At 66.0% G+C, this 24,186-nt stretch carries 23 protein-coding genes and 2 pseudogenes; 11 read left to right on the top strand and 14 right to left on the bottom strand.

Going from position 1 to position 24,186, the window contains the following annotated elements; translation table 11 throughout:
• Positions 1-198, top strand: a pseudogene (locus AB0H61_RS00005) (glyoxalase); the annotation flags it as partial.
• A 127-nt stretch (positions 199-325) separates the two neighbouring features.
• Here AB0H61_RS00005 and AB0H61_RS00010 read toward each other — a convergent pair.
• A pseudogene (locus AB0H61_RS00010) lies at positions 326-661 on the bottom strand (transglycosylase family protein); the annotation flags it as partial.
• Between the two features lie 180 nt (positions 662-841).
• Here AB0H61_RS00010 and AB0H61_RS00015 point away from each other — a divergent pair.
• Positions 842-1,096 (top strand): hypothetical protein, encoded by a 255-nt coding sequence (locus AB0H61_RS00015; protein ID WP_357297227.1) that lies wholly within the window; start codon positions 842-844, stop codon positions 1,094-1,096.
• Positions 1,097-1,399: 303 nt separating this feature from the next.
• Here AB0H61_RS00015 and AB0H61_RS00020 read toward each other — a convergent pair whose 3' ends face one another.
• Positions 1,400-2,335: an AMP-binding protein gene (locus AB0H61_RS00020; RefSeq protein WP_357297230.1), complete on the bottom strand. Its 936-nt coding sequence runs from the start codon at positions 2,333-2,335 to the stop codon at positions 1,400-1,402.
• A 354-nt stretch (positions 2,336-2,689) separates the two neighbouring features.
• Here AB0H61_RS00020 and AB0H61_RS00025 point away from each other — a divergent pair, with 354 nt between their 5' ends.
• Positions 2,690-3,976 carry a helix-turn-helix domain-containing protein gene (locus AB0H61_RS00025; RefSeq protein WP_357297233.1) on the top strand — a complete coding sequence of 429 codons (1,287 nt, stop codon included), beginning with the start codon at positions 2,690-2,692 and terminating at the stop codon, positions 3,974-3,976.
• Positions 3,977-4,401: 425 nt separating this feature from the next.
• On the opposite strand, the gene AB0H61_RS00030 is transcribed toward AB0H61_RS00025, so the two are convergent.
• Complete coding sequence (locus AB0H61_RS00030; protein ID WP_357297234.1) at positions 4,402-4,746, bottom strand: hypothetical protein; 345 nt, start codon at positions 4,744-4,746, stop codon at positions 4,402-4,404.
• A 566-nt stretch (positions 4,747-5,312) separates the two neighbouring features.
• Here AB0H61_RS00030 and AB0H61_RS00035 point away from each other — a divergent pair.
• From AB0H61_RS00035 to AB0H61_RS00050, 4 genes are all read left to right on the top strand, one after another.
• Complete coding sequence (locus AB0H61_RS00035; protein WP_357297236.1) at positions 5,313-5,876, top strand: nucleotidyltransferase family protein; 564 nt, start codon at positions 5,313-5,315, stop codon at positions 5,874-5,876.
• Positions 5,877-6,155 carry a BON domain-containing protein gene (locus tag AB0H61_RS00040; RefSeq protein WP_357297239.1) on the top strand — a complete coding sequence of 93 codons (279 nt, stop codon included), beginning with the start codon at positions 5,877-5,879 and terminating at the stop codon, positions 6,153-6,155.
• 2 nt (positions 6,156-6,157) lie between these two features.
• Positions 6,158-6,877: a metallophosphoesterase gene (locus AB0H61_RS00045; RefSeq protein ID WP_357297241.1), complete on the top strand. Its 720-nt coding sequence runs from the start codon at positions 6,158-6,160 to the stop codon at positions 6,875-6,877.
• A 118-nt stretch (positions 6,878-6,995) separates the two neighbouring features.
• Positions 6,996-8,717: a DUF3556 domain-containing protein gene (locus AB0H61_RS00050; protein WP_357297243.1), complete on the top strand. Its 1,722-nt coding sequence runs from the start codon at positions 6,996-6,998 to the stop codon at positions 8,715-8,717.
• A gap of 367 nt (positions 8,718-9,084) precedes the next feature.
• On the opposite strand, the gene AB0H61_RS00055 is transcribed toward AB0H61_RS00050, so the two are convergent.
• The 4 genes from AB0H61_RS00055 to AB0H61_RS00070 form a co-directional block, all read right to left on the bottom strand.
• A complete protein-coding gene (locus AB0H61_RS00055) occupies positions 9,085-9,231 on the bottom strand; it encodes a hypothetical protein (RefSeq protein ID WP_357297246.1) in 147 nt (48 codons plus the stop codon).
• A gap of 84 nt (positions 9,232-9,315) precedes the next feature.
• Positions 9,316-9,675 carry a hypothetical protein gene (locus AB0H61_RS00060; protein ID WP_357297247.1) on the bottom strand — a complete coding sequence of 120 codons (360 nt, stop codon included), beginning with the start codon at positions 9,673-9,675 and terminating at the stop codon, positions 9,316-9,318.
• Positions 9,676-9,752: 77 nt separating this feature from the next.
• Positions 9,753-10,958, bottom strand: coding sequence for an acyl-CoA dehydrogenase family protein (locus AB0H61_RS00065; RefSeq protein ID WP_357297248.1), 1,206 nt, complete (start codon positions 10,956-10,958; stop codon positions 9,753-9,755).
• 49 nt (positions 10,959-11,007) lie between these two features.
• Complete coding sequence (locus tag AB0H61_RS00070; RefSeq protein ID WP_357297250.1) at positions 11,008-11,631, bottom strand: TetR/AcrR family transcriptional regulator; 624 nt, start codon at positions 11,629-11,631, stop codon at positions 11,008-11,010.
• A gap of 169 nt (positions 11,632-11,800) precedes the next feature.
• Between AB0H61_RS00070 and AB0H61_RS00075 the strand changes: the two genes are divergently transcribed.
• Positions 11,801-12,820 (top strand): crotonase/enoyl-CoA hydratase family protein, encoded by a 1,020-nt coding sequence (locus AB0H61_RS00075; RefSeq protein WP_357297253.1) that lies wholly within the window; start codon positions 11,801-11,803, stop codon positions 12,818-12,820.
• A gap of 110 nt (positions 12,821-12,930) precedes the next feature.
• Here the strand turns inward: AB0H61_RS00075 and AB0H61_RS00080 are convergent, their stop codons facing one another.
• Entirely contained in the window at positions 12,931-14,394 is a 1,464-nt protein-coding gene (locus tag AB0H61_RS00080) for an MFS transporter (RefSeq protein WP_357297255.1), read from the bottom strand.
• Between the two features lie 55 nt (positions 14,395-14,449).
• Between AB0H61_RS00080 and AB0H61_RS00085 the strand changes: the two genes are divergently transcribed.
• Positions 14,450-15,196: a TetR/AcrR family transcriptional regulator gene (locus AB0H61_RS00085; RefSeq protein WP_357297258.1), complete on the top strand. Its 747-nt coding sequence runs from the start codon at positions 14,450-14,452 to the stop codon at positions 15,194-15,196.
• A gap of 9 nt (positions 15,197-15,205) precedes the next feature.
• Here the strand turns inward: AB0H61_RS00085 and AB0H61_RS00090 are convergent, their stop codons facing one another.
• From AB0H61_RS00090 to AB0H61_RS00105, 4 genes are read right to left on the bottom strand one after another with little or no spacing between them, the layout of a single operon-like run.
• Positions 15,206-16,180, bottom strand: a complete 975-nt coding sequence (locus AB0H61_RS00090) for a glycine betaine ABC transporter substrate-binding protein (RefSeq protein ID WP_357297260.1) — start codon at positions 16,178-16,180, stop codon at positions 15,206-15,208.
• Complete coding sequence (locus tag AB0H61_RS00095; protein WP_357297263.1) at positions 16,177-16,965, bottom strand: ABC transporter permease subunit; 789 nt, start codon at positions 16,963-16,965, stop codon at positions 16,177-16,179. The genes AB0H61_RS00090 and AB0H61_RS00095 overlap by 4 nt, the downstream gene beginning before the upstream one ends.
• Positions 16,962-18,161: an ABC transporter ATP-binding protein gene (locus tag AB0H61_RS00100; RefSeq protein ID WP_357297265.1), complete on the bottom strand. Its 1,200-nt coding sequence runs from the start codon at positions 18,159-18,161 to the stop codon at positions 16,962-16,964. Before AB0H61_RS00100 ends, AB0H61_RS00095 begins: the two co-directional genes overlap by 4 nt.
• Positions 18,154-18,804 (bottom strand): ABC transporter permease, encoded by a 651-nt coding sequence (locus AB0H61_RS00105; protein WP_357299750.1) that lies wholly within the window; start codon positions 18,802-18,804, stop codon positions 18,154-18,156. The genes AB0H61_RS00100 and AB0H61_RS00105 overlap by 8 nt, the downstream gene beginning before the upstream one ends.
• An 86-nt stretch (positions 18,805-18,890) precedes the next feature.
• Between AB0H61_RS00105 and AB0H61_RS00110 the strand changes: the two genes are divergently transcribed.
• The gene (locus AB0H61_RS00110; RefSeq protein ID WP_357297267.1) at positions 18,891-19,223 is read left to right on the top strand and encodes a hypothetical protein; all 333 of its coding nucleotides are present in this window, start codon (positions 18,891-18,893) and stop codon (positions 19,221-19,223) included.
• 22 nt (positions 19,224-19,245) lie between these two features.
• On the top strand, positions 19,246-19,431 hold the full coding sequence (locus tag AB0H61_RS00115) for a hypothetical protein (RefSeq protein WP_357297270.1): 186 nt from the start codon (positions 19,246-19,248) through the stop codon (positions 19,429-19,431).
• A gap of 193 nt (positions 19,432-19,624) precedes the next feature.
• Here AB0H61_RS00115 and AB0H61_RS00120 read toward each other — a convergent pair whose 3' ends face one another.
• Together AB0H61_RS00120 and cobN are read right to left on the bottom strand one after the other, a co-directional pair.
• Positions 19,625-20,206 (bottom strand): hypothetical protein, encoded by a 582-nt coding sequence (locus tag AB0H61_RS00120; RefSeq protein ID WP_357297272.1) that lies wholly within the window; start codon positions 20,204-20,206, stop codon positions 19,625-19,627.
• Between the two features lie 290 nt (positions 20,207-20,496).
• Positions 20,497-24,132 (bottom strand): cobaltochelatase subunit CobN, encoded by a 3,636-nt coding sequence (gene cobN / locus AB0H61_RS00125; RefSeq protein WP_357297275.1) that lies wholly within the window; start codon positions 24,130-24,132, stop codon positions 20,497-20,499.
• Positions 24,133-24,186: the final 54 nt, after the last annotated feature.

Genomic DNA, 24,186 nt, shown 5'->3' on the forward strand with positions numbered 1-24,186 from the left:
GGCAAAAGCTTCGGCAGCAAATACGTCGAGTTCGACACCCCACCGTCCACGGTCAAACTGGCCCTCTACGGACGCCGCGCCGCCGCCAAGGACGCCGGCGTCGCCCCGGAAGGCACCGGATCACACCGAATCATCATCGGCAGCGGTTTCGGGTCATTCACCGACCCGGACGGGTTCGAATGGGAGGTCGCGGTCTGAGTCGTTCGGTCCGGCGCCCGACCCGTCACTATTTCCGGGCCCACCGATAAATCGGTTCCGATCATTGGCCGATGAGCTTCCGATTCGGTTGTGCCCGCAGGGCAACTCCGCTGTCTCATTGGAAATGGCCAAGCGCCGCCGAACAACCCGCCCAGGGCCCCCAGCCCTGTGCGGCGAGTACCTGCTCGGCGACCGCGATCTGCTGTTCCCGGGTGGCTTTGTCGGCAGTCGGCGCATACGCGGCACCACCATAGGCAATCCATGTGCCCGGCGAGAACTGTAGGCCACCATGAAACCCATTGCCGGTGTTGATACTCCAATTTCCACCCGACTCACATGCGGCCAGGCTGTCCCATTCCTGGTCGGTAGCGGCGGAAGCTTGGCCAATGGATGCTATACCGGCCCCGCCGATTATCGCGCCGGTAGCGAGAATCTTCTTCAGCAAGGTGCCCAGAGCGCTCATATCGCAGTTCCTTTCGAGTTAGTAACCCTTACAGGTGTCCAAGCATGAAAGGTGATCACTGGATCTTTGGCCCGTACGAGTGTGTGCTGGGTGCCGTGAGCTGATGTGGCAGTCCCGCGATATCGTGTCCACATCGCAATATGAACCCGCGCTGTGGGTCAACGTGCCAGGCAGCCTTTTGTGGTAGGCACGACCGGCGATGCGGTGGCGCAACTGGACCACGGCCATGATGTGGAGGACTCGGTTGATCTTGCGGTTGTCGGCGCGGGAGCGCCGATATCGCTGCTGCTCGCCCGAGGACGCGTCCAGGCGGTGGTGCCGTTCCAGGAGGCGAACCGGTCCGGGTTGTCGAAGCGGTGGATGTCGCCGGTGCAGGCGGTTGAGCGTGACGGTGCGGGCAGCCGAGTCCGTCCCGTCGGTCGGCGCGCATCCTGAGCGCGATCAATTCCGGATCGGCTTCGGCGCGATACAGGTTCGGCGCGTGCAGGGCCGAGCGCGACCGAGTGTGAGTCAACCGGGTCGGTCTTGCCGCCGTTGCCGGTCGCGAACACTCGCACCTGCGCCGAGAGTTTCGTCGGGATGTCGATGACAGTTTCGCCGTCGTGGACCAAGCGGTGTGCCAGGTGACAGCCGATACCGTTACAGCCCTCGATGGCTCAGCCCCGGTCGGTCAATCATTGTCCGGCCCTGAGCATTTCATTTGACAGTGAAGAGCTGAGCCGGGGGCGGCGGGTCGGATCATTCAGATTGGTAGGAGTGTTTCGAGGGTGCTGCAGGGCGGATGGAACACGCTCGTCCAGGTACCTCGGTCAGTCCGTGGTCGTGGATGATCGGTATGCCGTAGCGGTGTTCGAACTTGGTCCGCAGTTCAACGCCAACTCGCGCCGCGCCGCAGATAGCGAACCGCACGGACGAGGTGTTCGGCCGCATCTCTGCGGGCAGATCGGACAGCTGTGTGTACATGGTCGGGTCGGCGGTGAAGTAGGTGGCCCGGCTGCATTCGATCCGGTCGAAGAATGTGGTGGGACTGAATAGGCCAGCGACGGTGGTGCGGCCACCGGCGAGCAGTGGTGACACGGTGCCCAGTGCAATGCCGTTGACATGGAACAGCGGCAGGATCGACAGGCTGTGGTCGGTGTCGGTGAGTGCGAATATCTCGATCGCCAATCGGCATAGGGCATTGAGGTTCAGGTGGTCGAGCGTCACGATCTTCGGATTGCTGGCGGCGTTGTTGGTGTGGATGAGTAGTGCCAGTGCGTCGTCGCGGGACCGGGCGGGTTTGGCGGTGTCGGGCTGTGCTGTGGTGAGCCGGTCTGCGGGTATCACGGTTTGGACCGGAAAGGCGTAGGCGGGTTCGTGCACGGCGATGACGACTTTGGCTCTCGTGTAGGCCATTTGGTGGCTGGCGTCTTCGGCGGGCAGCGCTGGGTCTATGGGGGTCGCAGTGGCACCTAGGCGCCAGGTGGCGAACAGGGATACGACGAAGGCGGCTGTGTTGGGCAGCATGATCGCGACCACGTCGCCCGTCGAGACTCCCGCGTCGCGTAGGGAAGTGGTGGCCCGCCGTACGGCGGTCAGGAATCCGGTGTTGTTCAGGTCGGTGCTGTCATCGGCGACCGCAGCGGCGTGTGGTGCGTTGTCGGCACGGCAGTCCGGGAGTGTCGCAAGGTTCATGGTCGATCCTGGGGAGCGAGGTGCGGGAATGCCACCAACGGTAGGAATACCCGACGTCGCTCGACACCGTCGTGCGGGTATGAACTTCGCGGCGTGTGTTGTTGCTCGAGGACAATGCCGACGCCTTGATCTGCTGGGTGGTAGTCGCGATGTAACAGACGCTTCGTCGCTGCGCAATGTCGATGTGGGGGCACTCGCGAGGCAGTGGTGCAGCTGTCGAGCGCCAATGGTGGGAATGGGCAGTCGCTGGGTCCGGTCATGCAATGAGGGAGGGAGTTCATGGCGATTTCGTCGCGGGAGAACAAGCCGATCGAACGCTGCCACGAGAGTGGGCAGGAGATTAGGGTTGAGAGCGTGACGATCGCGCGTCACGACGATGTCGATGCAGACCGCTTCATCGCGGCGATAGCCGCCCGGATGAATGACCGGGTGACCGACGTCGGCGCGGCCATCTGCGCTTACCTCGAAGACGGCATCACCGAGCTTCGCGGCGATCCGCGCACCTCTGATCTGCTCGCCGCCAGCGTCGAATCCAACGTCGCCACCATTCTGCGCGCCTTGCGCTACGACCTTCCCGCCGCAGACGTCCGAGCTCCGCTCGCCGCCGTGGAGTACGCCAGACGCCTGGCTCGGCAAGGGGTGCCCGCCAATGCCCTTATCCGCGCCTACCGGCTCGGGCAGCGGCGCATGACCGAGCTGGTCTTCGCTGAACTGCAGACACTGGCCATCCCCCCGGCCGAGCGGATCAGCGTGATCGAACGCATCACCGTGACTCTTTTCGACTTCAGTGACCGCGTCACCGAACAGGTCGTGGCGATCTACGACGACGAGCGGGAGCGCTGGCTGGAAAGCCAGAACAGCGTCCGAGCAGTGCGGGTTCGCGAGGTAATCGATGGCCGCAAGAGCATTGATGTCGACGCGGTGACCGAGGCGATCCGGTATCCGCTGCGCTGGCAACACCTGGCGCTTGTGCTGTGGTACCCCGACGCCGAGACCGACAGCGATGCGATACCGCGTCTGCAGCGGTTCGTCCGCGAACTCGGGGACGCGGTTGCCGCCGCGTCGAGCCCGCTGGTCGTCGGGTCGGATCAGGTCAGCATCTGGGCCTGGCTGCCGTACCGGACTGCGCCGGGAAGCCTGGTCGCCGATGTACGCACATTCGTGACCGCCCACCGCGACCACCCGAACGTTGCGATCGGCACCGTCGCCGCGGGAATCGATGGCTTCCGCAACTCCCATCACAGCGCTCAGCGCGCCTGCTCCGTCGCCCTGGCACGTGGACAGTCCTCGTCCACCGTCGTCGCCGCCGACGACCCCGGTCTGACGACTGCTGCACTACTGGGCGGCACTGTCGCCGAGACTCGCGACTGGGTGAGCGAGGTGCTCGGCGACCTGGCCGGTGACGACGAGCACGACGAACGCTTGCGTGACACCCTGCGGATATTCCTGGGCACCGGATCCAGCTACAAAGCCGCCGCCACCGAGCTGAATCTGCATTCCAACTCCGTCAAATACCGGATCGGACGCGCCGTCGCCCGACGCGGGCGACCGATCGGCGCCGACCGGCTCGACGTCGAACTCGCACTGCTGGTATGCCACTGGTACGGCCCCGCCGTCCTGCGGCCGGACCCGAACCAGTAAGTACGGCTACCAACCCGCTCTCGGCCCTCATCCCGAGCGACAACGACCAGACCCGAATTCGTCTTCCCCCCACGTGGCGCGCGCCCAGGTGCGGCCTACCGCTCTCGGCACGGATTGCAGTAAGACCCGACACCCGACAGGCGAAGTACCCGCAGCGCGGCACATCGACCTTCGTGACGGTGTCTATTCCGGCGAACTCGCATCGATCTAAGACAGCTCGATGTCGGGCAGCACACGAAGGCACTACCTCTACTCGCCGACGACCGTCGCTGCTCGCGAGGCGCCCGACATCGCCCTGCACATATGTCGGCGCCGATCGAATTGCTGAAACACCTGAACCGTCGGCAAATGCGAGCTGGTGGGCCAGGCCCGCGCCAGCGGGCTGCAGCTGACCGGCGAGGGCTGTCTGCTGGGGCAGCTGACCGTTACCGGCGCCCCAGATCGTTCAATGCGCCGAACAAGACGCTGATGCGGGTGCGCGGGGTGCGCCGCAGCGAGGCCGAGCCGGGGCAGACGGTCGCGCCGCGGAAGAATGCCGCTTCGGTCAGTGCGAGGCGAGAGGTGACCAGATCCAAGGCCATACGGGCCACCGCCTGTTCGGTCGGCGCGACCACTTGCGACTGCTCGAAGCGCGAATCTCCGCGTTCGATCCGGACCTGGCACCGCCAACCGGGTCCGGCCGGGTAGCGGGTGGGGCGCCCGATCTCCACGCGAATACGGGTGCCGCCCTTGTCGAACTCCTTCGTTACCCAGAAGTCGTCTCCCACCATGCCCGCGATGATCATGGCACCGGTCGGTTCGATGCCGACAGGGCAAAAGTAACTTCGTCGTGGCTCATCTCAACCCTCCGATTCGCGCACCCTTCGGGGCGACCATCCACCGCGTGCGCGCCGACCATAACCAACCCGAAGAGTCATGGCAACCTTTCAGCAAATGCCTCCCCGGAGCGGCGACACCAGCCGCACGGCCACGCAGCCGATGCGCCACCGCCTCGCGGCATCGGCCGACTGATCCGCGAAACCCGGTGGCTCGTAGCCGGTGCGTGCGGGCATAGTGCCCCACACGGGGATCGAGGGACTGGATGCCGATGGGTTCATCGCCAGGGATGGCTCGCTGAGTCGAGTTCAGCCGCGATTCGCTCCGGTCGTCGACGGCGCATGTGCGGCAATCGTCGACAGCTTGGGACCCGATCGACTGCACAGCGCCTACCTGCACGGCAGCGTTCCCGCGGCACCACCATTCCGGCGGTCGCCGATCTGACCCAACCGGCCTCACCTGAGTTCGGGCAACATGACAGGAACTGATTAGCCGAGTACATGGCGGGTACCGCCGCAGTATGGATGCGACTACGGACAGGTTGCTGCATGCGTTGACGCGTGCGGTGAATTCGCTGTCCGATGCCGACATCAAATTCGCGGTGGCGGGCGGCTGTGCCGTCTACGCGCGGGGTGGGCCCGCCACGCACCACGACGTCGATCTGTTCGTCAAACCCCTCGATGTGGCGCGAGCGGTCAGGGCGCTGACCCGCGCCGGTTTGCGCGCGTCGGAACCGCCCGAGAACTGGCTGCGTAAGGTGTACGACGGCGACACGATGATCGACCTGATCTATCGTCCGAATGACCGCGACGTCACCGATGAGCTGTTGGACCGCGCGACCGTGATGCGGATCGGGCCCGCCCGGGCTCCGGTGGTCTCCGGAACAGATCTGATCGTCGACAAACTGCTGGTCTTCGACGCGCACCGACTGGATCTGAGCCCACTGCTCCACATCGCGCGCGACCTGCGGGAACAGGTGGATTGGCCGACGGTACGCGAGCAGACCGCGCACTCACCGTACGCCAGGGCTTTTCTCGGTCTGGTCGACGATCTGGGCATCACCGACACCGGAAAGGTGGAGTGAATGGAGCATCCGCAATATCTCGTAGCGCAATTGCACCGGGCGCTGGCCGAGGATCCGCGCACGGCCGAACTCGGTGTGCAGGTGACCATCCGGGGTGACGTGGTGGCCCTGGACGGTGAGGTGAATACGCCGGAACTAAAGAGACAGATCGAAGCCGTTGTACGCGAACAGCTTCCGGATTCGGTGATTCACAATGACATACACGTCACCAAACCGGCGCCTCCTGCCGACTTCGAGGAGCTCGGACCGGTGACACATCGGCCGAAAGAAGGTGAGTAGCGATGCGAATCGCCGCCGTCGGTGATGTCCATCTGGGCGCGGATTCCGCCGACAACCTGCGTCCGAGCTTGCGTGATCTTTCGCGGCGAGCCGATATTCTGTTGCTCGCAGGCGATCTGACCAGACATGGCACCCTGGACGAGGCCGGGATCGTCGCGCAGGAATTCGCCGACCTCGACGTGCCGGTGGTCGCCGTACTCGGCAACCACGACCACCACAGCGATGCGGCCGACGATATCGCGAAACTGCTGACCGATCACGGCATTACGGTATTGGAGGGCAGTTCGGCGACCTTCACCGTCGACGGATATACCCTCGGTGTCGCGGGCACCAAGGGGTTCGGCGGCGGATTCGCGGGTAAATGCGCCAGCATCTTCGGTGAACGGATCATGCGCGAATTCGCTTGCCACACCGTTGATATGGCCAATGGCCTCGGTGCGGCGCTTGCCGAATTGAGCACCGATATCACCGTGGCACTGACGCATTATTCGCCCATCAGCGATACGTTGCACGGCGAGCCGCGCGAGATCTACCCGTTCCTGGGTTCCTATCTCCTGGGAGAAGCGATCGACGACAACGGAGCCGACTTGGCTCTGCATGGACACGCCCATGCGGGCATCGAACGCGGCACCACCCCCGGAGGCATCAGGGTGCGCAATGTCGCCCAACCGGTGATCCGATCGGCGTACGCGGTCTACGAACTCGAACCGGACCCGGGCTGACTCGCCACACGCGGATCGGCATTCGTTCAATTCGTCTACGGGCGCCGCATTTCGCCGCTACCGTCAGTTCGTTAGTGCAAGGACACTTGCGCGGTGTCAGTGAATCGGAGCGTGCCCGATGGGGTTTCTCGAACCCGACCTGCCAGTGGTCGATATGGCGGAATGGAGTAAAAGCACCCGTAGCGAACGGATTCGACCGATGGCCCGGCATTGGGCCGAGGTCGGCTTCGGGACACCGATCGCGCTGCACCTGTTCTATGTCGCCAAGGTCCTGCTCTACATCCTCGGCGGCTGGCTGATCGTACTGTCCACCACGGGAATCGACGGGTTCACCAGCGTCGGGGATTGGTGGTCGGAGCCGATCGTCTTCCAGAAAGTCGTGCTGTACACGCTGCTGTTCGAGGTGGTCGGGCTCGGCTGCGGATTCGGTCCGTTGAACAACCGGTTCTTCCCACCGCTGGGCTCGGCACTGTATTGGTTGCGGCCGAGGACGATTCGGCTGCCGCCGTGGCCGGGGCGGGTTCCGCTGACCGCGGGTACGACCCGGACGGCGGCAGATATCGCGCTGTACGCGGCACTGCTGGTACTGATCTCGGTCGCGTTGCTATCCGACGGCACCGGTCCGGTATCGCGGTTGGACACCTCCGTGGGACTGCTGCCGGTATGGCAGATCGCGGTGATCCTCGGTCTGCTCGCGGCCATCGGAGTGCGCGATAAGGTGATTTTCCTGGCGGCGCGCGGTGAGGTCTATGCCACGCTGGCGGTCACCTTCCTCTTCGGCGCCGACATGATCGTCGCCGCGAAGGTGGTCTTCGTGGTGATCTGGATGGGCGCGGCGACATCCAAGCTGAACAAGCATTTCCCATTCGTCGTCTCGACGATGATGTCCAACAGCCCGGTGATCCGGCGAAAGTCGTTCAAGCGCATGTTCTTCGAGAACTTCCCGGACGACCTTCGACCCGGTCGGCTGTCGCGCGTCGTCGCCCACACGGGGACGGCCGTCGAGATGGGGGTGCCCTTGGTGCTGTTCTTCTCGCACGGTGGTGTGCCGACGGCGATCGCCGCGGCGATGATGGTGGGCTTCCACCTGGCGATCCTGACGGCCATTCCGATGGGGGTGCCCCTGGAATGGAATGTCTTCATGATCTTCGGCGTGTTGGTGTTGTTCGTCGCGCACGCCGATCAGGGCTTGGCCGACCTGACCGAACCCGTACCGGTGGCGTTGTTGTTCGTCGTGATCGCGGGCATCGTGATCGCCGGAAACCTCTTCCCGCGCAAGATCTCATTTCTGCCGGGCATGCGGTATTACGCGGGCAATTGGGATACGACGCTGTGGTGCGTCACACCGTCGGCCGCCGAGAAGATCGGCCGCGGCATCGTCGCGATCGCGAGTATGCCGCAGGCCCAGTTGGAGCGGTTCTACGGCAAGGATCGGGCGCAGATCCCGATGTATATGGGATATGCCTTCCGCGCCATGAACACCCACGGTCGAGCGCTGTTCACCCTGGTTCATCGCGCGATGCCCGCCGGTCACGAGGACGACTACACCATCACCGACGGCGAACGCATCTGTAGCACCGCGGTCGGCTGGAACTTCGGGGACGGTCATATGCACAACGAGCAACTCATCGCCGCGATACAGCAGCGGTGCCGGTTCGAACCGGGGGAAGTGCGCGTGGTGCTGCTCGATGCCCAGCCGATCCACAAGCAGACCCAGGAATACCGTCTCGTCGACGCTGCCACCGGTGAGTTCGAGCGCGGTGTCGTCCACGTCGCGGACATGGTTGTCCGCCAGCCGTGGGCGGATGACGTACCCGTGCACGTCCATCGCTCGGCGTGATTCTCCGATTCGGTAGGTGTCCGCCGCGCTCGACGTCGCCAGCGAGAGACGCACCAGACGCGAGATCGCGAATCGCATCGAGTGGTGCGGACGGCGACACCGGCAATGTCAGTTCGATGAACTTCTCGTCGCAGAGCTCGCAGAAGATACCGAAGCGGGCCCGCAGCCCGAATCGAGCAGCGGCGGAATTCGAGCGCCGATCCGGCGGCACGCGAAGGAGTGCCCGCACGCTCAGCGAACCGCCCCTGGTACCGGGCACCATGGGGACGCACACGGTGTGCGTACTGCTCGAGATCGGGCAGATCGCCTTTCGCCTGACCCAGCCGACGCGGCTGAGCTCCCGAACGGCGCGAGGTACTCGGTGGGTTCAGAGACGCACCGGCCGGTCGATCACCGGTAGTTCGACGGTGTCGGTCATCGGGTCGACGCGCAGGGAAACAATGAACTCCTCGATCGTCCCGTAGCGGGCAAGGACGCTCTCCAGCAGCCGGAAGGCAACTTCTCTCGATCCCATGCGCATACGGTTTCCCACCGGGACATCGCGTTAACCACAAATCTGTCGGACAGCTTCGACGGAATTTCGCTCGCCGCCGACCGACTAGCTGGGCGCCACGGCACTTCCACCGATCGCCATATACATGGTCATCAGGACGAACAGGAACCACCCCGCGCCCTGCCAGATCGGCCAACCCCCGCGGCGCCGCCACACGCGATAGGTGATGACGAAGGCGCCGATACCACCGAGCATCAACACAATCACCGGGCCGAACAGCACCGCGAAACGGGCGGCGGAATCACAGAGCACCACCTCCGCGGCGGCGCAGCGCGCACGATGGTCCGCCCAAATCATGCCCGCCGCCGCGACCAGCGCCGCGATCACGATAATCGCGAGCACATAGCTCGACGCCCGGCGAAATGTTCCCCCGTCGGGCCACCGCTTCTCGACGTCGTTGACCATCGCACCTCCCGCGGGAGTGGATGCTTTGGAGGTTACCCTCCAGCTACCCGACAAACACCGGCACGGCGCCTCCGGGCTCAGGAGTCCTGGTAACGCCGCAGTTCTTGCCGGGCGACGACGCCGAGGTGGACCTCGTCCGGGCCGTCCGCCAGTCGCAGCGCGCGAGCGCCGGTGAAGGCTCGCGCCAGCGGGAAGTCATCGGACATGCCCGCGCCACCGTGCAATTGGATGGCCATGTCGATCACCTCCTGGGTCATGCGCGGTACCACCGCCTTGATCTGCGACACCTCACTGCGCGCGCCCGCGATGCCCTTGGTGTCGAGCAGCCAGGCCGTATGCAGTACCAGCAGCCGAGCCTGGTCGATCGCGATGCGCGCCTGTGCGATGCGCTCGCGATTGCCGCCCAGATTCACCAGTGGCTTGCCGAATGCCGTGCGGGACAATCCACGTCGGCATGCCAGTTCCAATGCGCGTTCGGCGAGCCCGATGGCGCGCATGCAGTGGTGGATGCGTCCGGGACCCAGGCGCCCCTGGGCGATTTCGAATCCTCTTCCCGGGCCGCCGATTACGGCGTCGAGCGGGAGCCGGACATCGGTGAAGGACACCTCGCCGTGGCCGTAGGGCTCATCGAAATAGCCGAAGGTCGTCAGCATGCGCTCGACCTTCACCCCCGGCGTATCCAGTGGTACCAGGACCATCGAATGGCGCATGTAGGGGTGCGCGTCCGGATCGGTCACTCCCATAAAGATCACGAACTTGCAATTCGGGTGGCCGATTCCGGTGCTCCACCATTTGCGGCCGTTGAGCACGATATCGGCGCCGTCGACCACGGCGCGGGCCGCCATATTCGTGGCGTCGGAGGAGGCGACATCGGGTTCGGTCATACAGAAGGCCGACCGGATCGTGCCGTCGAGCAGCGGCAGCAGCCAGTCCTGCTGCTGTTGCGCGCTGCCGTACTGCACCAGCACTTCGGCGTTACCGGTGTCGGGCGCATTGCAATTGAAGATCTCCGGTGCCAACGCGGAGGCGCCCATCGCCTCGGCCAGCGGGGCGTAGTCGACATTGCTCAACCCGGCGCCGTGATCGTGATTCGGAAGGAACAGATTCCACAGATTGGCGGCGCGAGCCGCGGACTTGAGTTCCTCGACAACCGGCGGCACGGTCCACGGCGCCGCCGCCAATGCCGCCGCGACGGACGCCTCCTGCGGTTCGATCCGTTCGCGGACGAAGCGCCGCACCTCGACGAGGTAGTCCGCCGCTCGCTCCGAATGTGCGAAATCCATGATCAGCCTCTCCGTCGTGGCATCGAAATATGTTGTGCCGCAGTACACATCAGGAGTCCGGTAGCTGCGACAGCGGTTCGCCGTCGGCGGCGAGCAGGATCCGGATGGTATCGGCCCAGTTGCGCAGTGTGGCCTCGGCGGCTTTGTCGGTGGTGTGCAGCACCCGGGACATCGCGGTACCGCGCAGCATTGCGATGGTGAGATCGCGAATCACGGGATATCGCGGATGTGCGGCGACTTGCGGACCGAAGAGATCGTCGACGACGCGGAACAGGTCGCGGCCCGCCGCGCGTTCGGCTTCCAGCAGGGCTACCGCCAACCGCGGGTCGGTGCGCGCGGCCGCCCACAGCTCGTACTCCGCCTGTGCGGGCGGTCGCGTCATCGTCTCGTACAACGCCGTCAGCGCCCGCTCGACCGGGTCCGCGGCGCCACCCAGCCGCTGCGCGGCCGTCCGCGCGGCCGCTTCGTTCCGCTCCACCAGATCGGCGACCAGGGCCTTGGACAACTCGTGGATGGTCGGGAAGTGGTGCAGCAGCGCGCCGCGACTGATTCCGGCCGCGTTCTGCACGGCCACGGTGGTCAATGCCGAGTACCCGCGCTCGACCAGCAGTTCGGTTGCCACGCCGAGGATGCGCGCCCTGGTGGCTCGCTTCTGTTCGTCGCGTGTGGTCAAAGCCGACCTTTCCTGGGCATTCCGGCAGCCGATGCACCGAGAATTTCACAGTCACTATTGACTGTCAATGGGTGAATCGGTCAAGCTGCATGCGTATCCCGCCGTGGCCGCCCGCCTCCCAACGGCCCGCCCCGGATCTGCCGTTCTCGGCTCCTCGAAAGGGAAAACCATGACCGACAATCGAACTCACTCAGGACAGCACCCCGCCGCGTGGTACGAGAATTGGACAGAGGGACCAGACTCCCCCTGGCAGCACCGGCCGGAACCGGCCGATGACCGCGAGTACCGCACCCTCACCTACGAGCGCGACGGCCGCATCGCCCGCATCACCTTCAACCGCCCGGAGAAGGGCAACACCATCACCCCCGACACCCCGCGCGATATCGCGCACGCGGTGGAACGCGCCGACCTCGACCCGCGCGTGCACGTCATCCTGGTCTCAGGACGAGGCAAAGGCTTCTGCGGCGGCTACGACCTGGATATGTTCGCCGAACAGGGCTTCCGGACCGGCGACGGAGCCGATGAGCTCACCGGCACCGTCATCGATCCGGTCGTGCAGGCGGTCAACCACAATCCCTGGGGCACCTGGGATCCCATGATCGACTACGCCATGATGAGCCGCTTCAACCGCGGCTTCTCCAGCCTCATGAACGCCAATAAACCCACCGTCGCCAAATTGCACGGCTTCGCCGTCGCGGGCGGCACCGATATCGCCCTGTATTCGGACCAGATCATCTGCGCCGACGACACCAAAATCGGCTACCCACCCACCCGTGTCTGGGGCATTCCCGCCGCGGGCATGTGGGCCCACCGCCTGGGCGACCAGCGCGCCAAACGACTGCTGTTCACCGGCGACTGCATCAGCGGAAAGCAAGCCGCCGAATGGGGCCTCGCGGTCGAATCCTGCCCCGCCGACGAACTCGACGCCCGCACCGAGGCCCTGGTCGAGCGCATCGCCCGGATGCCGATCAACCAACTCATGATGGCCAAGCTCGCTCTCAACTCCGCGCTGCACTCCCAGGGCGTCACCAACTCCGGGATGATCAGCACCGTCTTCGACGGCATCTCCCGGCACACCCGCGAGGGCTACGCCTTCCAACTACGTTCCGCCACAGTGGGTTTCCGCGAAGCGGTCCGCGAACGCGACGAACCCTACGGCGACCACAAGCGCGCCCAGTTCGACCACTGAACCATGGGTCCGCGCGTTCATCATTCAGCCCCCTGCGGCGGCGTATAGACACGGACCAGCCCGCTGAACCGTCGCCGACCGCGAGGGCGGCCGACGACGGTTCGGCGGGCTCAGGAGACCGTGGCGGCCTCCGGCTGGTCGGGCGCCGGGGTGCTCACCGGACGCGAACGCAGCAGGACCACACCGAGGAGAGCGGCGGCGATGCTGAAACCCGCGCTGATCCACGCGCCGGTGGACATGGCGGTGGTGAACGCCGCCTTCGCGGGTTCGATGTAACCGAGTTGGAATGCGGCGCCGATGGATTCGCGCGCGGCCTCGGGTGCGTCGCCGGGCATTTCGGAGGTGAACACACCGGCCAGCACGCTACCCAGCACGGCGATGCTGATCGCCATACCGACCTGTTGCAGGGTGTCGTTCATGGCGGAGCCGACGCCCGCGTGCTCGAGCGGAATAGCGTTCATGATGGCGGCGTACGCGGCGGGTCCGGCCAGACCGCCGCCGACACCCATGACCAGCATGCTGACCAGAACCCACACGTAACCCTCACCGACCGCGAGCACGGCGAAGGCCACGCCCATAACCAGTAGACCGGAGACGATCAGGGTCTTATTACTCAACGTCTTGCCCAGGGTCGCGCCGAGCCCGTTGCAGACGGCGGCCGCGACCGCGTACGGCAGCAGCGCCAGGCCCGCCTTCATCGGGCCGTAGCCGAGTACGAACTGCAGGTACTGGGTGAGCATGAGCATGATCGCGCCCATGCCGAACACCATCAGCAGCAGTGTCAGCGCGGTGCCGGTGAAGTCCCGGTTGCGGAAGACACCGAGCGGCAGCATGGGGTGTACGGAGCGCGCCTCCCAGACCACGAAGCCGATCGCCGCGACGGCGGCGAGCACAATCATGCCGATATTCCACTCGCGCTCGATGATCACGTAGACGATCGAGCCGAGCGCCGCGATGGACAGCAGCACGCCGACCGGGTCGATCGGCCGCTGATCGCCCTTGGACTCCGGCATCAGCACCACGGCTGCGACGATCGCCAGCGCGGCGACCGGGATATTGAGCAGGAACACCGAGCCCCACCAATAGTGCTGGAGCAGAAAGCCACCCAGTGTCGGGCCGGCGACGATGCCGACCATCGAGACCGTCGACCAGGCCGCCATGGCGGTGCGGCGCTCATCCTCGGCGAAGGTGGTCATGAGGATGGACAGGGTCGAGGGCATCAGCAGCGACCCGCCGACGCCCATCGCGGCGCGGGCGGCCACCACCTGCCACGGTTCGGTGGCCAGCACGGCGGCCAGCGACGACACACCGAAGACGGCCAGCCCGAGGATCAGCATCCGCCGCCTGCCGAACCGGTCGGACAGGCTGCCCGCGGTGAGTAGCAGTCCGGCGAAAACAAGGACGTAGGCGTCCAGAATCCACTGGATATCGGCCGGAGTGGCCCCCAGTTCCCGGATCAGGGACGGGATAGCGAGATTGAGTACAGTGCCGTCGATCATCAGCACCAGCAGCGATAGACACAGCACCCCTAGGATCCACCAGCGGCGAGGGTCTCGTACAGTGTTCGATTCCACTCGCACACTGTACGATAAACTCGAACGATGTGCGAGTGGATATAGGATTGTCTGCGTGACCAAGCAGTTCTCATCGGTATGGACTCGTGAAATGCGCCAGCCCAAAACCTCCGGGCTGCGACGCGACCAGATCGTCACGGCCGCTGTCGAGATACTCGACGCCGAGGGACTGTCCGCGCTCAGCATGCGCAAGCTCGGCGCCAAGCTCGACTCCGGCGCGACCAGCCTGTACTGGTACGTCGCCAACAAAGGCGAACTGCTGGAGCTGGCGCTCGACGAATTCTGGGGCATGCTCGATGGCGCCGATCCCGGCGAGGCATCGTGGCGCGAGGTGGTCACGACATTCGCCTACAGCTTCCGGGAAACCCTGCTGGCCCACCCGTGGGCGGCCACCCTGATCGGGCAGTTGCCGAGCATGGGCCCGAATTCATTGCGACTCACCGATCGGCTGCGCCGCGCCTTCGTGCAGGCGGGGTTCACCGGCACCGACATCTACCTGTCGAGCGGCACCGTGATGTGTTTCGTTCTCGGCCAGGTGATGCCGGAGCTCGCCTGGAGCAACGCCTACGGCGACGCGGAACCCGACCGCGACGCGCTCATCGAGGATGTGCTCGAGTTGGCGCACGAATACCCCGAAATGGTCGAGGAATATCGAGCGACACCACCGATGTCCGTCGCCACCGCCCGCGCACTGGCCTTCGACTACGGCCTGCTCTGCGTCCTCGACGGCCTAGCGGCCCGCCTCCGCCACCCCCGCGAATCCAGCGGCGTGCCAGACGAATCCGCAAAAATGCAGCCCTGATCCGGGACCTCAGCCCGCGGTCACGAATCCCTCGGCCACCATCCAGTCCCTCGCCACCTCGGCGGGTTCGCGGCCGTCGACATCAACCTGACGGTTCAGTTCGGTAATGGTCTCGTTGGTCAGGCGCGCCGAGATGCTGGCCATGATGGTGGCGACCTGCGGATTGGCCTCGGCGAAATCACTGCGCATCACCAGTGCCGCATTGTATTTCGGGAAGAACGCCCGATCGTCGCGCAACAGCACCAGATCCAGTGCCGGGATACGGCCGTCGGTGGCGGCGACGGAGCCGAAGCGGCACTGTCCGGCGTCGGCGGTGGCCTGATAGACGAGGGCATCCTGCACGATCTGCTTGCGCACCTTGCCGGTGTCGATGCCGTATTTGCGCGCCATGCCCGGGTAACCGTCCTGGCGCACATTGAATTCGGTGCCGACGCAGGTCGCCGCCGCGGCCGGATCGGTCTCGATCAGTTTCGCGTAGTCGGACAGGGTCGCGACGCCGGTCTCCTGGGCGGTACGCCGACTCGTCACCAGGGCGTAGGTGTTGTTCATCGGGGCCATCGCCGTCCACACCATGCCGTGGGCCGCGAGATCGGCCTCGCGCACCGCCTCGAACTGGCCGACCTCGTCCGGCACCGGGGTCTCGTTGCCGAGGTAGTTGATCCAGCCGGTGCCGGTGTAGTCGTAGGCGATATCGATCTGCCCGTGCAGCTGCGCGTCGCGCAAACTGTTGGAGCCCTGGATATTCGTCAGATCCCGTACATCGGCACCGGCCGCGACCATGGCGAACTCGATGAGATAGCCGAGGATGTTCTGCTCGCTGAAGTCCTTCGACCCCACGGTGATCGCGACCCCATCCAGTTCCGGCACCGGGCGGATACTTCCGGGTCCCACCGGCAGCGGCACCGCGCCACCGGATTGCAGCCCACACGCGGCGACCAGCACCAACCCGAACAGCGGAACGAGCCGCCGCAGACCCGTCCTCACTTCAGCCCCCGCGGTCCGAGGAACTGTTCGGCCAGCGCTCCGAGCCAGTCGACGAGCAACGCCAGCGCGACGGCCAGGACCGCACCGACCACCAGGGTGACGTTGTCGCGCAACTTGTAGCCGGTGTCGATGAGGATGCCGAGCCCGCCCGCGCTCACCAGGAACGACAGCGTCGCGGTGCCGACCGCCAATACCAGCGAGGTCCGCAGGCCCGCCAGGATATACGGCACGGCGAGTGGAAATTCGATGCGGCGCAATACCGTTCCCGCCGACATGCCCTGGCCGCGCCCGGCATCGATGAGCGCGGGGTCCACCTGCTGGTAGCCGAGAATCGTATTGCGCAGCACCGGAAGCAGTGAATAGAAGGCGATCGGCGCGACACCGATCCAGAAGCCGGTCGTCCGGGTCGCCAGGTAGCACAACACGATAAGCCCGATCGCGGGCGCGGCGGCGCCGACATTGGCGATCCCGATGAAAACCGGTGCGAGACGACCGTATCCGGGCCGGGTCAACAGAGTACCGAGCGGCACCGCGACGGTGACGACAATGAGTACGACGGTCGCGGTGATCACCACGTGCTGCCAGGTGACCGTCGCGATATTGCTCGCGTTGAGGCTGGCCCGCTGGGTGGCGGTGAGGTCGCGCCGAAAGGCCCACACCAGCACACCGAGGGTGAGCAGCAGCACGAGCACGGGCTGAACCAGCAGGCGCAGATGTTCGGCACGGCGTTCGGTGGTCGGACTGGACAGCGACGCGGCGGCCTCCGCGCCGATGGCCGCGGTCATGTCGGAATCTCCGACTCGGCGTGACCGCCACCGTGCTCGGCCCGCAACGCGGACAGGTGCGCGACCAGCGTGTCGATTGTGATCAATCCCGCGTATTCACCCCGGGATCCGGTGACGACGGCGGTCGCCGTCTGCTCGGCGAGCAAGGCCTCCAGCGCATCCTGCAAGGTCGACCGCAACGACAGCGGCGCACCGACGGGCGCACCTGCGTCACGCAGTGAATCCGCGTGCGCGAGTTGCTCGGCCGACACCCAGCGCAGCGGGCGCCGCTGGGTGTCGAGGATCAACGCCCACGGCCGGTCCCGGCCCGCGAGTGCGGCGCGCAGGGCGGTCACCGGCTCGGATTCCACCGCCGTCGGGCATTCGCCGAGCGCCACATCCCGCACCCGGGTGAGGGTGAGCTGTTTGAGGGAGGCGTCCGCTCCGACGAAGCCCGCGACCGTCTCATCGGCCGGGTCGGCGAGGATCGCCGCCGGGGTGTCGTATTGCAGAATGCGGGATTGATTGCCCAGCACCGCGATTCGATCGCCGAGCTTCACGGCCTCGGTGAAATCGTGGGTGACGAAGACAATGGTCTTGCCCAATTCGGCTTGCAGCCGCAGCAGTTCGTCCTGCAACGATCCGCGGGTGATCGGGTCGACCGCGCCGAAGGGTTCGTCCATCAGCAGAACCGGAGGATCCGCGGCCAATGCGCGCGCCACTCCGACGCGCTGCTGCTGGCCACCCGAGAGCTGGCGGGGGTAGCGGCGCCGGTAGGTGTCGGGATCGAGGCCGACCAGATCCAACATCTCGTCGACGCGGGCGGCGATCCTGGCTCGATCCCATCCGAGCAGGCCCGGCACCGTCGCGATATTCTTCGCCACCGTCAGATGCGGGAACAGCCCGGCCTGCTGGATCGAATACCCGATGCCGCGCCGCAGGTGATCGGGATTCATCCCGGCGACGTCGCGCCCGCCGATGGTGATCGTCCCCGAACTCGGCTCGATCAGCCGGTTGATCATCCGCATCGTCGTGGTCTTGCCGCAGCCGGACGGTCCGACGAACACCACGATCTCGCCAGCCGGAATCGTCAGCGAGACCCGGTCGACGGCCGGATCGCGCTGTCCCGGATAGTGTTTGGTGACGGCGTCGAGCACGATCTCGACCCCCGACACCGCGGATGCGGCGGCGGCGCGTCGGGTTTCGGTGTCAGTCACGCATTCCCCTCGAGGTGGTGAGACGGCCGACGAGTACGAACAACCCGTCGAGAACCAGTGCCAGCACGATGATGAGCACGGTCCCGGTCAGCGCCTGCGGCACCGCGTTCGGACTGCCCAGCCGGGACAGCCCGGAAAAGATCAGATTGCCGAGGCCGGGGCCCTTCGCGTAGGCGGCGAGCGCGAGGATGCCCATGATCATCTGGGTGCTGACCCGCATACCGGTCAGGATGGACGGCCAGGCCAGCGGGAGTTCGATGGCGGCCAGCACCCGCATCCGGTTCATCCCGACCCCGCGCGCGGCGTCGATCACCGCGGGATCGACCGACGCGAGTCCGATGATGGTGTTGCGCAGGATCGGCAGCAGCGCGTAGACGACCAATGCCGTCACGGTCGGCCCGACACCGAGACCGAGTACCGGAATCAACAGGCCGAGCAGGGCGAACGACGGCACCGTGAGAATGGCGCTCGCCGCGGCGGTCGCCGCCGACGAGCCGAGCGGACTCCGGTAGACCAGCACCCCGATCAGCACCGCGATCAGCGTGGCGACCACCAGGGATTGCAGCACCGCCGACACATGCAGATACGAGTCGATGAGCAGCTGCTGCCGCCGAGTCACGACGAAATTCCACAGTGTGTCCAGGACCCCACCTTCCCGTCGCCCGGTGTCCCGGAGACTATCTCGCCGAGCGTGCCCGCGCCATACCTATCGAAACAACCGTCCGGTGCGTGTCGGGTCCCGCCGCACCGTGCGTCGCCCGATGGCGAATATGCCCGGCCACGATTACCGATCCCGCCGGATGGAGCTGGCAGACTGGTCGGGATGAGCAACCCCGTGATGAGGACGCGTCCCGATTCGCCGCCCGAGCACCCGAGCAGGGCGATCCGACGGGATGGTTCGAACCACTCTACGCGGCGGCGGCCGACGGGGCCGCGATCGTGCCATGGGATGTCGCCGAGCCGAATCCGCTTCTGGTCGAGCGGATCTCGCGAATGCAGCCCGAAGGGGCCGACCGGAGCGCGCTGATCGTCGGTTGCGGGCTCGGGCGCGATGTCGAATAGGTCGCCCGGCGGGGAACTGTTGGTGATCGCCAAGATTCGCGCCGAGGGCGAGCCGGTCGACGGCCCGCCGTGGCCGCTCAGCCGGTCGGAGATCGACGCGTTCGCCGTCGGCGGATTGCATGCCGTCGATGTCGAACAGGTGTCCGGTGTCGAACAGCCCGGCGGCTACCGGTGGCGCGCGACATTTCGCCGGGATGGCACCCACTGACTCCGGCCGCCGCGTTCGGAGCCGGTGGCCCGAATCTCTGTGTGGTTCGGGTCGGTTCGGACACACCGCCGAGCGTTTCCAACGGTCCACCGGTGTGAATTGAAATGCCGATGTCCGCGAATTCACGTATACGAACACCCCCGGCCGCTCGGGATTTACGTCAAGAGTGCGGCCGGGGGATATCCGTTCGGGGTTATTGGTTGGCGCCTACTATACCTCCGATGATGCCGCCGACGATGCACCCGGGAATGAACCCGGCGACGAAGAAGAGCAATCCGATCAGCGCGCCGACCGCGCACCCGATCAACACGCCCGCCACCGTGGTGCCCGCATCACCGATGAACTGCGCCTGCGGAACCGGTGCGCCGACCGGCGTCAATGTCAATGTCGTTGCGGTGGCGTCGACTTCCGGCGTCACCTCGACCTGACCCGCCGCGGTCTGCAGCGCCGTCGGCACCGTGGCCAGCACCGCGCCGTCCGGTGCGAGCACGGTGATACCCGCCTCCGGCGTCACCACGAACCGGCCGGAGGCCAGCGTCATGGTCGCGCTCGAGTGGTCGGACGCCACCGCGCCGGTGTACTCGACGCCTCGATCGACACCGGTGATCACCGTATCGGAGGTGACAGGTGAGCCGTACGCGGTGGCGGCGGTGATTCCGGTGGCGGCGACCGTCAATACCGTTGCCGCTACCAATTTTCTGATCTTCATGAGGTTCCAATCCTCCAGCCGAATCGAATGATGTTCCCCGAGAAACGGACCTGGGACATCAATCATGATGCGCCTCCGCACCGGCGTACGGGAAGGGATTCCGGAAATCGAATTACACTGCAAGATCAAATAATTGGCCCGAGAATTGGGGGGTTGATTTCCTCGCTGCTATTCGAATACCGCGACGGGCTCGGTGAATCATGTTCGCGGACGGATAAACCGACGCGTCGTTATTTTGTCACACTTCGATGACGGCCAGATGTGCGGCCGGACCGGTCCACCCCCGATGGCGCGGAGCGAACAACGAAATCGCCTGTCCAGGAGGGGCGGCAGACCGGCCGCCGCCCCATACCGGACTACTCCAGCTCGCCCTCGGTCTCCAGGTACACCTCGCGCAACCGATCCAGCGTCTCCTGCTCCGGCGCGGACCACATGCCACGTTCGGCGGCTTCCAGCAGACGCTCGGTGATGCCGTGCAACGCCCACGGGTTCGACTGTTCCATGAACTTGCGATTCACGTCATCGAATACATAACTCTCGGAGAGCTTTTCGTACATCCAGTCGGCCACTACATCCGTGGTGGCGTCGTAGCCGAACAGGTAGTCGACGGTCGCGGCCATTTCGAACGCGCCCTTGTAGCCGTGCCTGCGCATCGCCTCGAGCCAGCGCGGATTCACCACGCGGGCCCGGAACACCCGCGAGGTCTCCTCGGAGAGAGTGCGGGTGCGCACCGCGTCGGGGCGGGTGCTGTCGCCGATGTATGCCTCGGGGTTCTTACCCGTCAGCGCGCGCACGGTGGCGACCATACCGCCGTGGTATTGGAAGTAGTCGTCGGAGTCGGCGATATCGTGCTCGCGAGTGTCGGTGTTCTTGGCGGCCACCGCGATTCGACGGTAGGCGGTGCGCATATCGTCGGCCGCGGGTACGCCGTCCAGATCGCGGCCGTAGGCGAAACCGCCCCACGCGGTGTACACCTGCGCGAGATCGTCGTCGGTGCGCCAACTCTTGGAGTCGATCAGCTGCAACAGGCCCGCACCGTAGGTGCCTGGCTTGGATCCGAAGATGCGGGTGGTGGCGCGGCGCTGGTCGCCGTGCGCGGCCAGGTCCGATTGGGCGTGGGCCCGTACATAATTCGACTCTGCGGGTTCGTCCAGGTCGGCCACCAACCGGACCGCGTCGTCGAGCAGCGCGAGCACGTGCGGGAAGGCATCGCGGAAAAAGCCGCTGATGCGCACCGTGACGTCCACTCGCGGCCGCGCCAGCTCTTCGAGCGAGATCACCTCGAGTGTGGTGACGCGACGGCTGGCCTCATCCCACACGGGCCGAACACCGAGCAGCGCAAGCACTTCGGCGATATCGTCGCCGGAGGTGCGCATGGCCGAGGTGCCCCACACCGACAGTCCCACCGAGCGCGGGTACTCACCGTGATCTGCGAGATAACGCTCCAGCAGCGAATCCGCCATGGCCTGACCGGTTTCCCAGGCCAGGCGCGAGGGCACCGCCTTCGGGTCGACGGAGTAGAAGTTGCGACCGGTCGGCAGGACATTGATCAGGCCGCGCAGCGGGGAACCACTCGGGCCGGCCGGGATGAAACCACCATTGAGCGCGTGCAGCACCCGCTCGATCTCGATCCCCGTCTGACGCAGGCGCGGTGCGACCTCGGCGGCGGCGAAGCGCAATACCGACCGCACCGCGGCCATGCGCGCTTCCGCCGCATCGGCAGCGAGGGTCGGTTCGACGATCGAGTCGGCGAAATCCCCGACCACTTCGTCGACGGCCGCCACCGACCAGCCGGTGGCCTGTAGCGCCTCGACGAGATGCCGGGCCTTGCGCTCCACCACGTCGACGCGCTCGCGAGCCTCGCCCCCGGATTCATCGAGCCCCAACGCCTCTCGCAGGCCGGGCACATTGCGCTCGCCGCCCCACAGCTGACGGGCGCGCAGCATGGCGAGCACGAGGTCGAGTTCGGTCTCCCCCGCGGGCGCCTGGCCGAGCACATGCAGCCCGTCGCGGATCTGCACATCCTTGATCTCGCACAGCCAGCCGTCGACGTGCAGCAGCATATCGTCGAAGGAGTCCTCGTCCGGGCGTTCGGCCAACCCGAGGTCGTGGTCCATCTTGGCCGCGCGCATCAGGGTCCAGATCTGCTGGCGGATCGCGGGCAGCTTGGCCGGATCCAGCGTCGAGATATTCGCGTGCTCGTCGAGCAGCTGCTCCAAACGCGAGATATCGCCGTAGCTTTCGGCGCGCGCCATCGGTGGGATCAGATGGTCGACCAGGGTGGCGTGGGCCCGGCGCTTGGCCTGGGTGCCTTCACCCGGGTCGTTGACCAGGAACGGGTAGATCAGCGGCAGATCGCCGAGCGCGGCATCGGTACCGCAGGAGGCGGACATGCCGAGGGTCTTACCGGGCAGCCACTCCAGATTGCCGTGCTTGCCGAGGTGCACCATGGCGTCGGCGCCGAAACCGTCCGGCGCGCTGAGCCAGCGGTACGCGGCCAAGTAGTGGTGACTGGGCGGCAGGTCCGGATCGTGGTAGATCGCTACCGGGTTCTCACCGAATCCGCGCGGCGGCTGTACCATCAGCACCACATTGCCGAAACGCAATGCGGCGATGACGATCTCGCCCTTCGGATCCCGCGAGCGGTCCACATACAGCTCACCCGGCGGTGGGCCCCACGCCTCGACCACGCCGGTGCGCAGATCCTCCGGCAGTGTCTCGAACCATGCGGTGTAGGTGTCGGCGCCGATGCGGATCGGGTTGCCCTCCAACTGTTCCGCGGTCAACCAGTCGGGATCCTGTCCACCCGCGGCGATCAACGCGTGGATCAGCGCGTCACCGTCATGTTCGGCCAGACCCGGGATCTCGCCCGGCGCGCCGAGATCGTAACCCGCCGAACCCAATTCGGTGAGCAGCTGGATCGCGCTGGCCGGGGTGTCCAGACCGACCGCATTGCCGATGCGGGCATGTTTGGTCGGATAGGCCGAGAGCATCAGGGCGATGCGCTTATCCGCCGCCGGAATATGGCGCAACCGCGCGTACCGGACGGCGATGCCCGCCACCCGCGCGGCCCGCTCGGCGTCCGGTACATAGGTGGACAGGCCGTCGGCGTCGAACTCCTTGAACGAGAACGGAACCGTGATGATGCGGCCGTCGAATTCCGGCACCGCCACCTGGGTCGCGACGTCCAGCGGCGAGAGGCCGTCGTCGTTGGCCTCCCACTGAGCGCGGCCGCTGGTCAGGCACAGACCCTGCAGGATCGGCACATCCAGCTCGGCCAGCGCGGCCACATCCCAGGCTTCGTCGTCGCCGCCCGCCGACGCGGTCGCGGGTTTGGCGCCGCCCGCCGCGAGCACCGTCACCACCAGGGCGTCGGCCTGGCGCAGGGTATCGAGCAATTCGGGTTCGGCGGTGCGCAGCGAGGCGCAGTACAGCGGGATCGCACGGGCGCCCGCGTCCTCGATCGCGGTGCAGAGGGCATCGATATAGCCGGTATTGCCCGCGAGATGCTGTGCGCGGTAGTAGATCACCGCGACGGCGGGCGCGCCCGGTGCCGACTCACGCGCGGTCCGCTCGAGCTCGCCCCAGCTGGACAGCTGCACCGGAGGCTCGAAACCGTGCCCTGTGAGCAGCACGGTATCGGACAGGAAGTTGTGCAGCTGACGCAGATTATCCGCACCACCCGCGGCCAGGTAGTTGTGCGCATCGGCGGCCACGCCGCCCGGAACCGTCGAGCATTCCATCAGCTCCGCGTCCGGTGCGATCTCGCCACCGAGGGCTACCATCGGAACTCCGCTGACGCGGACCGCTTCCAGACCCTCCTCCCAGGCCCGCTTGCCGCCGAGGATCCGCACGATCACCAGATCGGCGCCCTCCAGCAGCGCGGGAAGATCGTCCACCAGCAGCCGGGCGGGGTTGCCCCACCGGTAGTCGGCGCCGCTGGCGCGCGCACTCAGCAGATCGGTGTCGGACGTGGACAGCAGCAGGATCACGGGTGACCTTCCTCGGGTGACGCGCCCATCGGGGGGTGTGGTGCTCGCCGGAGA

This window comes from Nocardia sp. NPDC050710 (assembly GCF_040654375.1).
Taxonomy (GTDB): Bacteria; Actinomycetota; Actinomycetes; order Mycobacteriales; family Mycobacteriaceae; genus Nocardia.

Coding starts and splice junctions, on each gene's coding strand:
- AB0H61_RS00095 (WP_357297263.1), bottom strand. CDS start 16,965: ATGACCGCGGCCATCGGCGCGGAGGCCGCCGCGTCGCTGTCCAGTCCG.
- AB0H61_RS00040 (WP_357297239.1), top strand. CDS start 5,877: ATGGAGCATCCGCAATATCTCGTAGCGCAATTGCACCGGGCGCTGGCC.
- AB0H61_RS00035 (WP_357297236.1), top strand. CDS start 5,313: ATGGATGCGACTACGGACAGGTTGCTGCATGCGTTGACGCGTGCGGTG.
- AB0H61_RS00055 (WP_357297246.1), bottom strand. CDS start 9,231: ATGGGATCGAGAGAAGTTGCCTTCCGGCTGCTGGAGAGCGTCCTTGCC.
- AB0H61_RS00045 (WP_357297241.1), top strand. CDS start 6,158: ATGCGAATCGCCGCCGTCGGTGATGTCCATCTGGGCGCGGATTCCGCC.
- AB0H61_RS00120 (WP_357297272.1), bottom strand. CDS start 20,206: ATGATTGATGTCCCAGGTCCGTTTCTCGGGGAACATCATTCGATTCGG.
- AB0H61_RS00020 (WP_357297230.1), bottom strand. CDS start 2,335: ATGAACCTTGCGACACTCCCGGACTGCCGTGCCGACAACGCACCACAC.
- AB0H61_RS00030 (WP_357297234.1), bottom strand. CDS start 4,746: ATGGTGGGAGACGACTTCTGGGTAACGAAGGAGTTCGACAAGGGCGGC.
- AB0H61_RS00050 (WP_357297243.1), top strand. CDS start 6,996: ATGGGGTTTCTCGAACCCGACCTGCCAGTGGTCGATATGGCGGAATGG.
- AB0H61_RS00060 (WP_357297247.1), bottom strand. CDS start 9,675: ATGGTCAACGACGTCGAGAAGCGGTGGCCCGACGGGGGAACATTTCGC.
- AB0H61_RS00065 (WP_357297248.1), bottom strand. CDS start 10,958: ATGGATTTCGCACATTCGGAGCGAGCGGCGGACTACCTCGTCGAGGTG.
- AB0H61_RS00075 (WP_357297253.1), top strand. CDS start 11,801: ATGACCGACAATCGAACTCACTCAGGACAGCACCCCGCCGCGTGGTAC.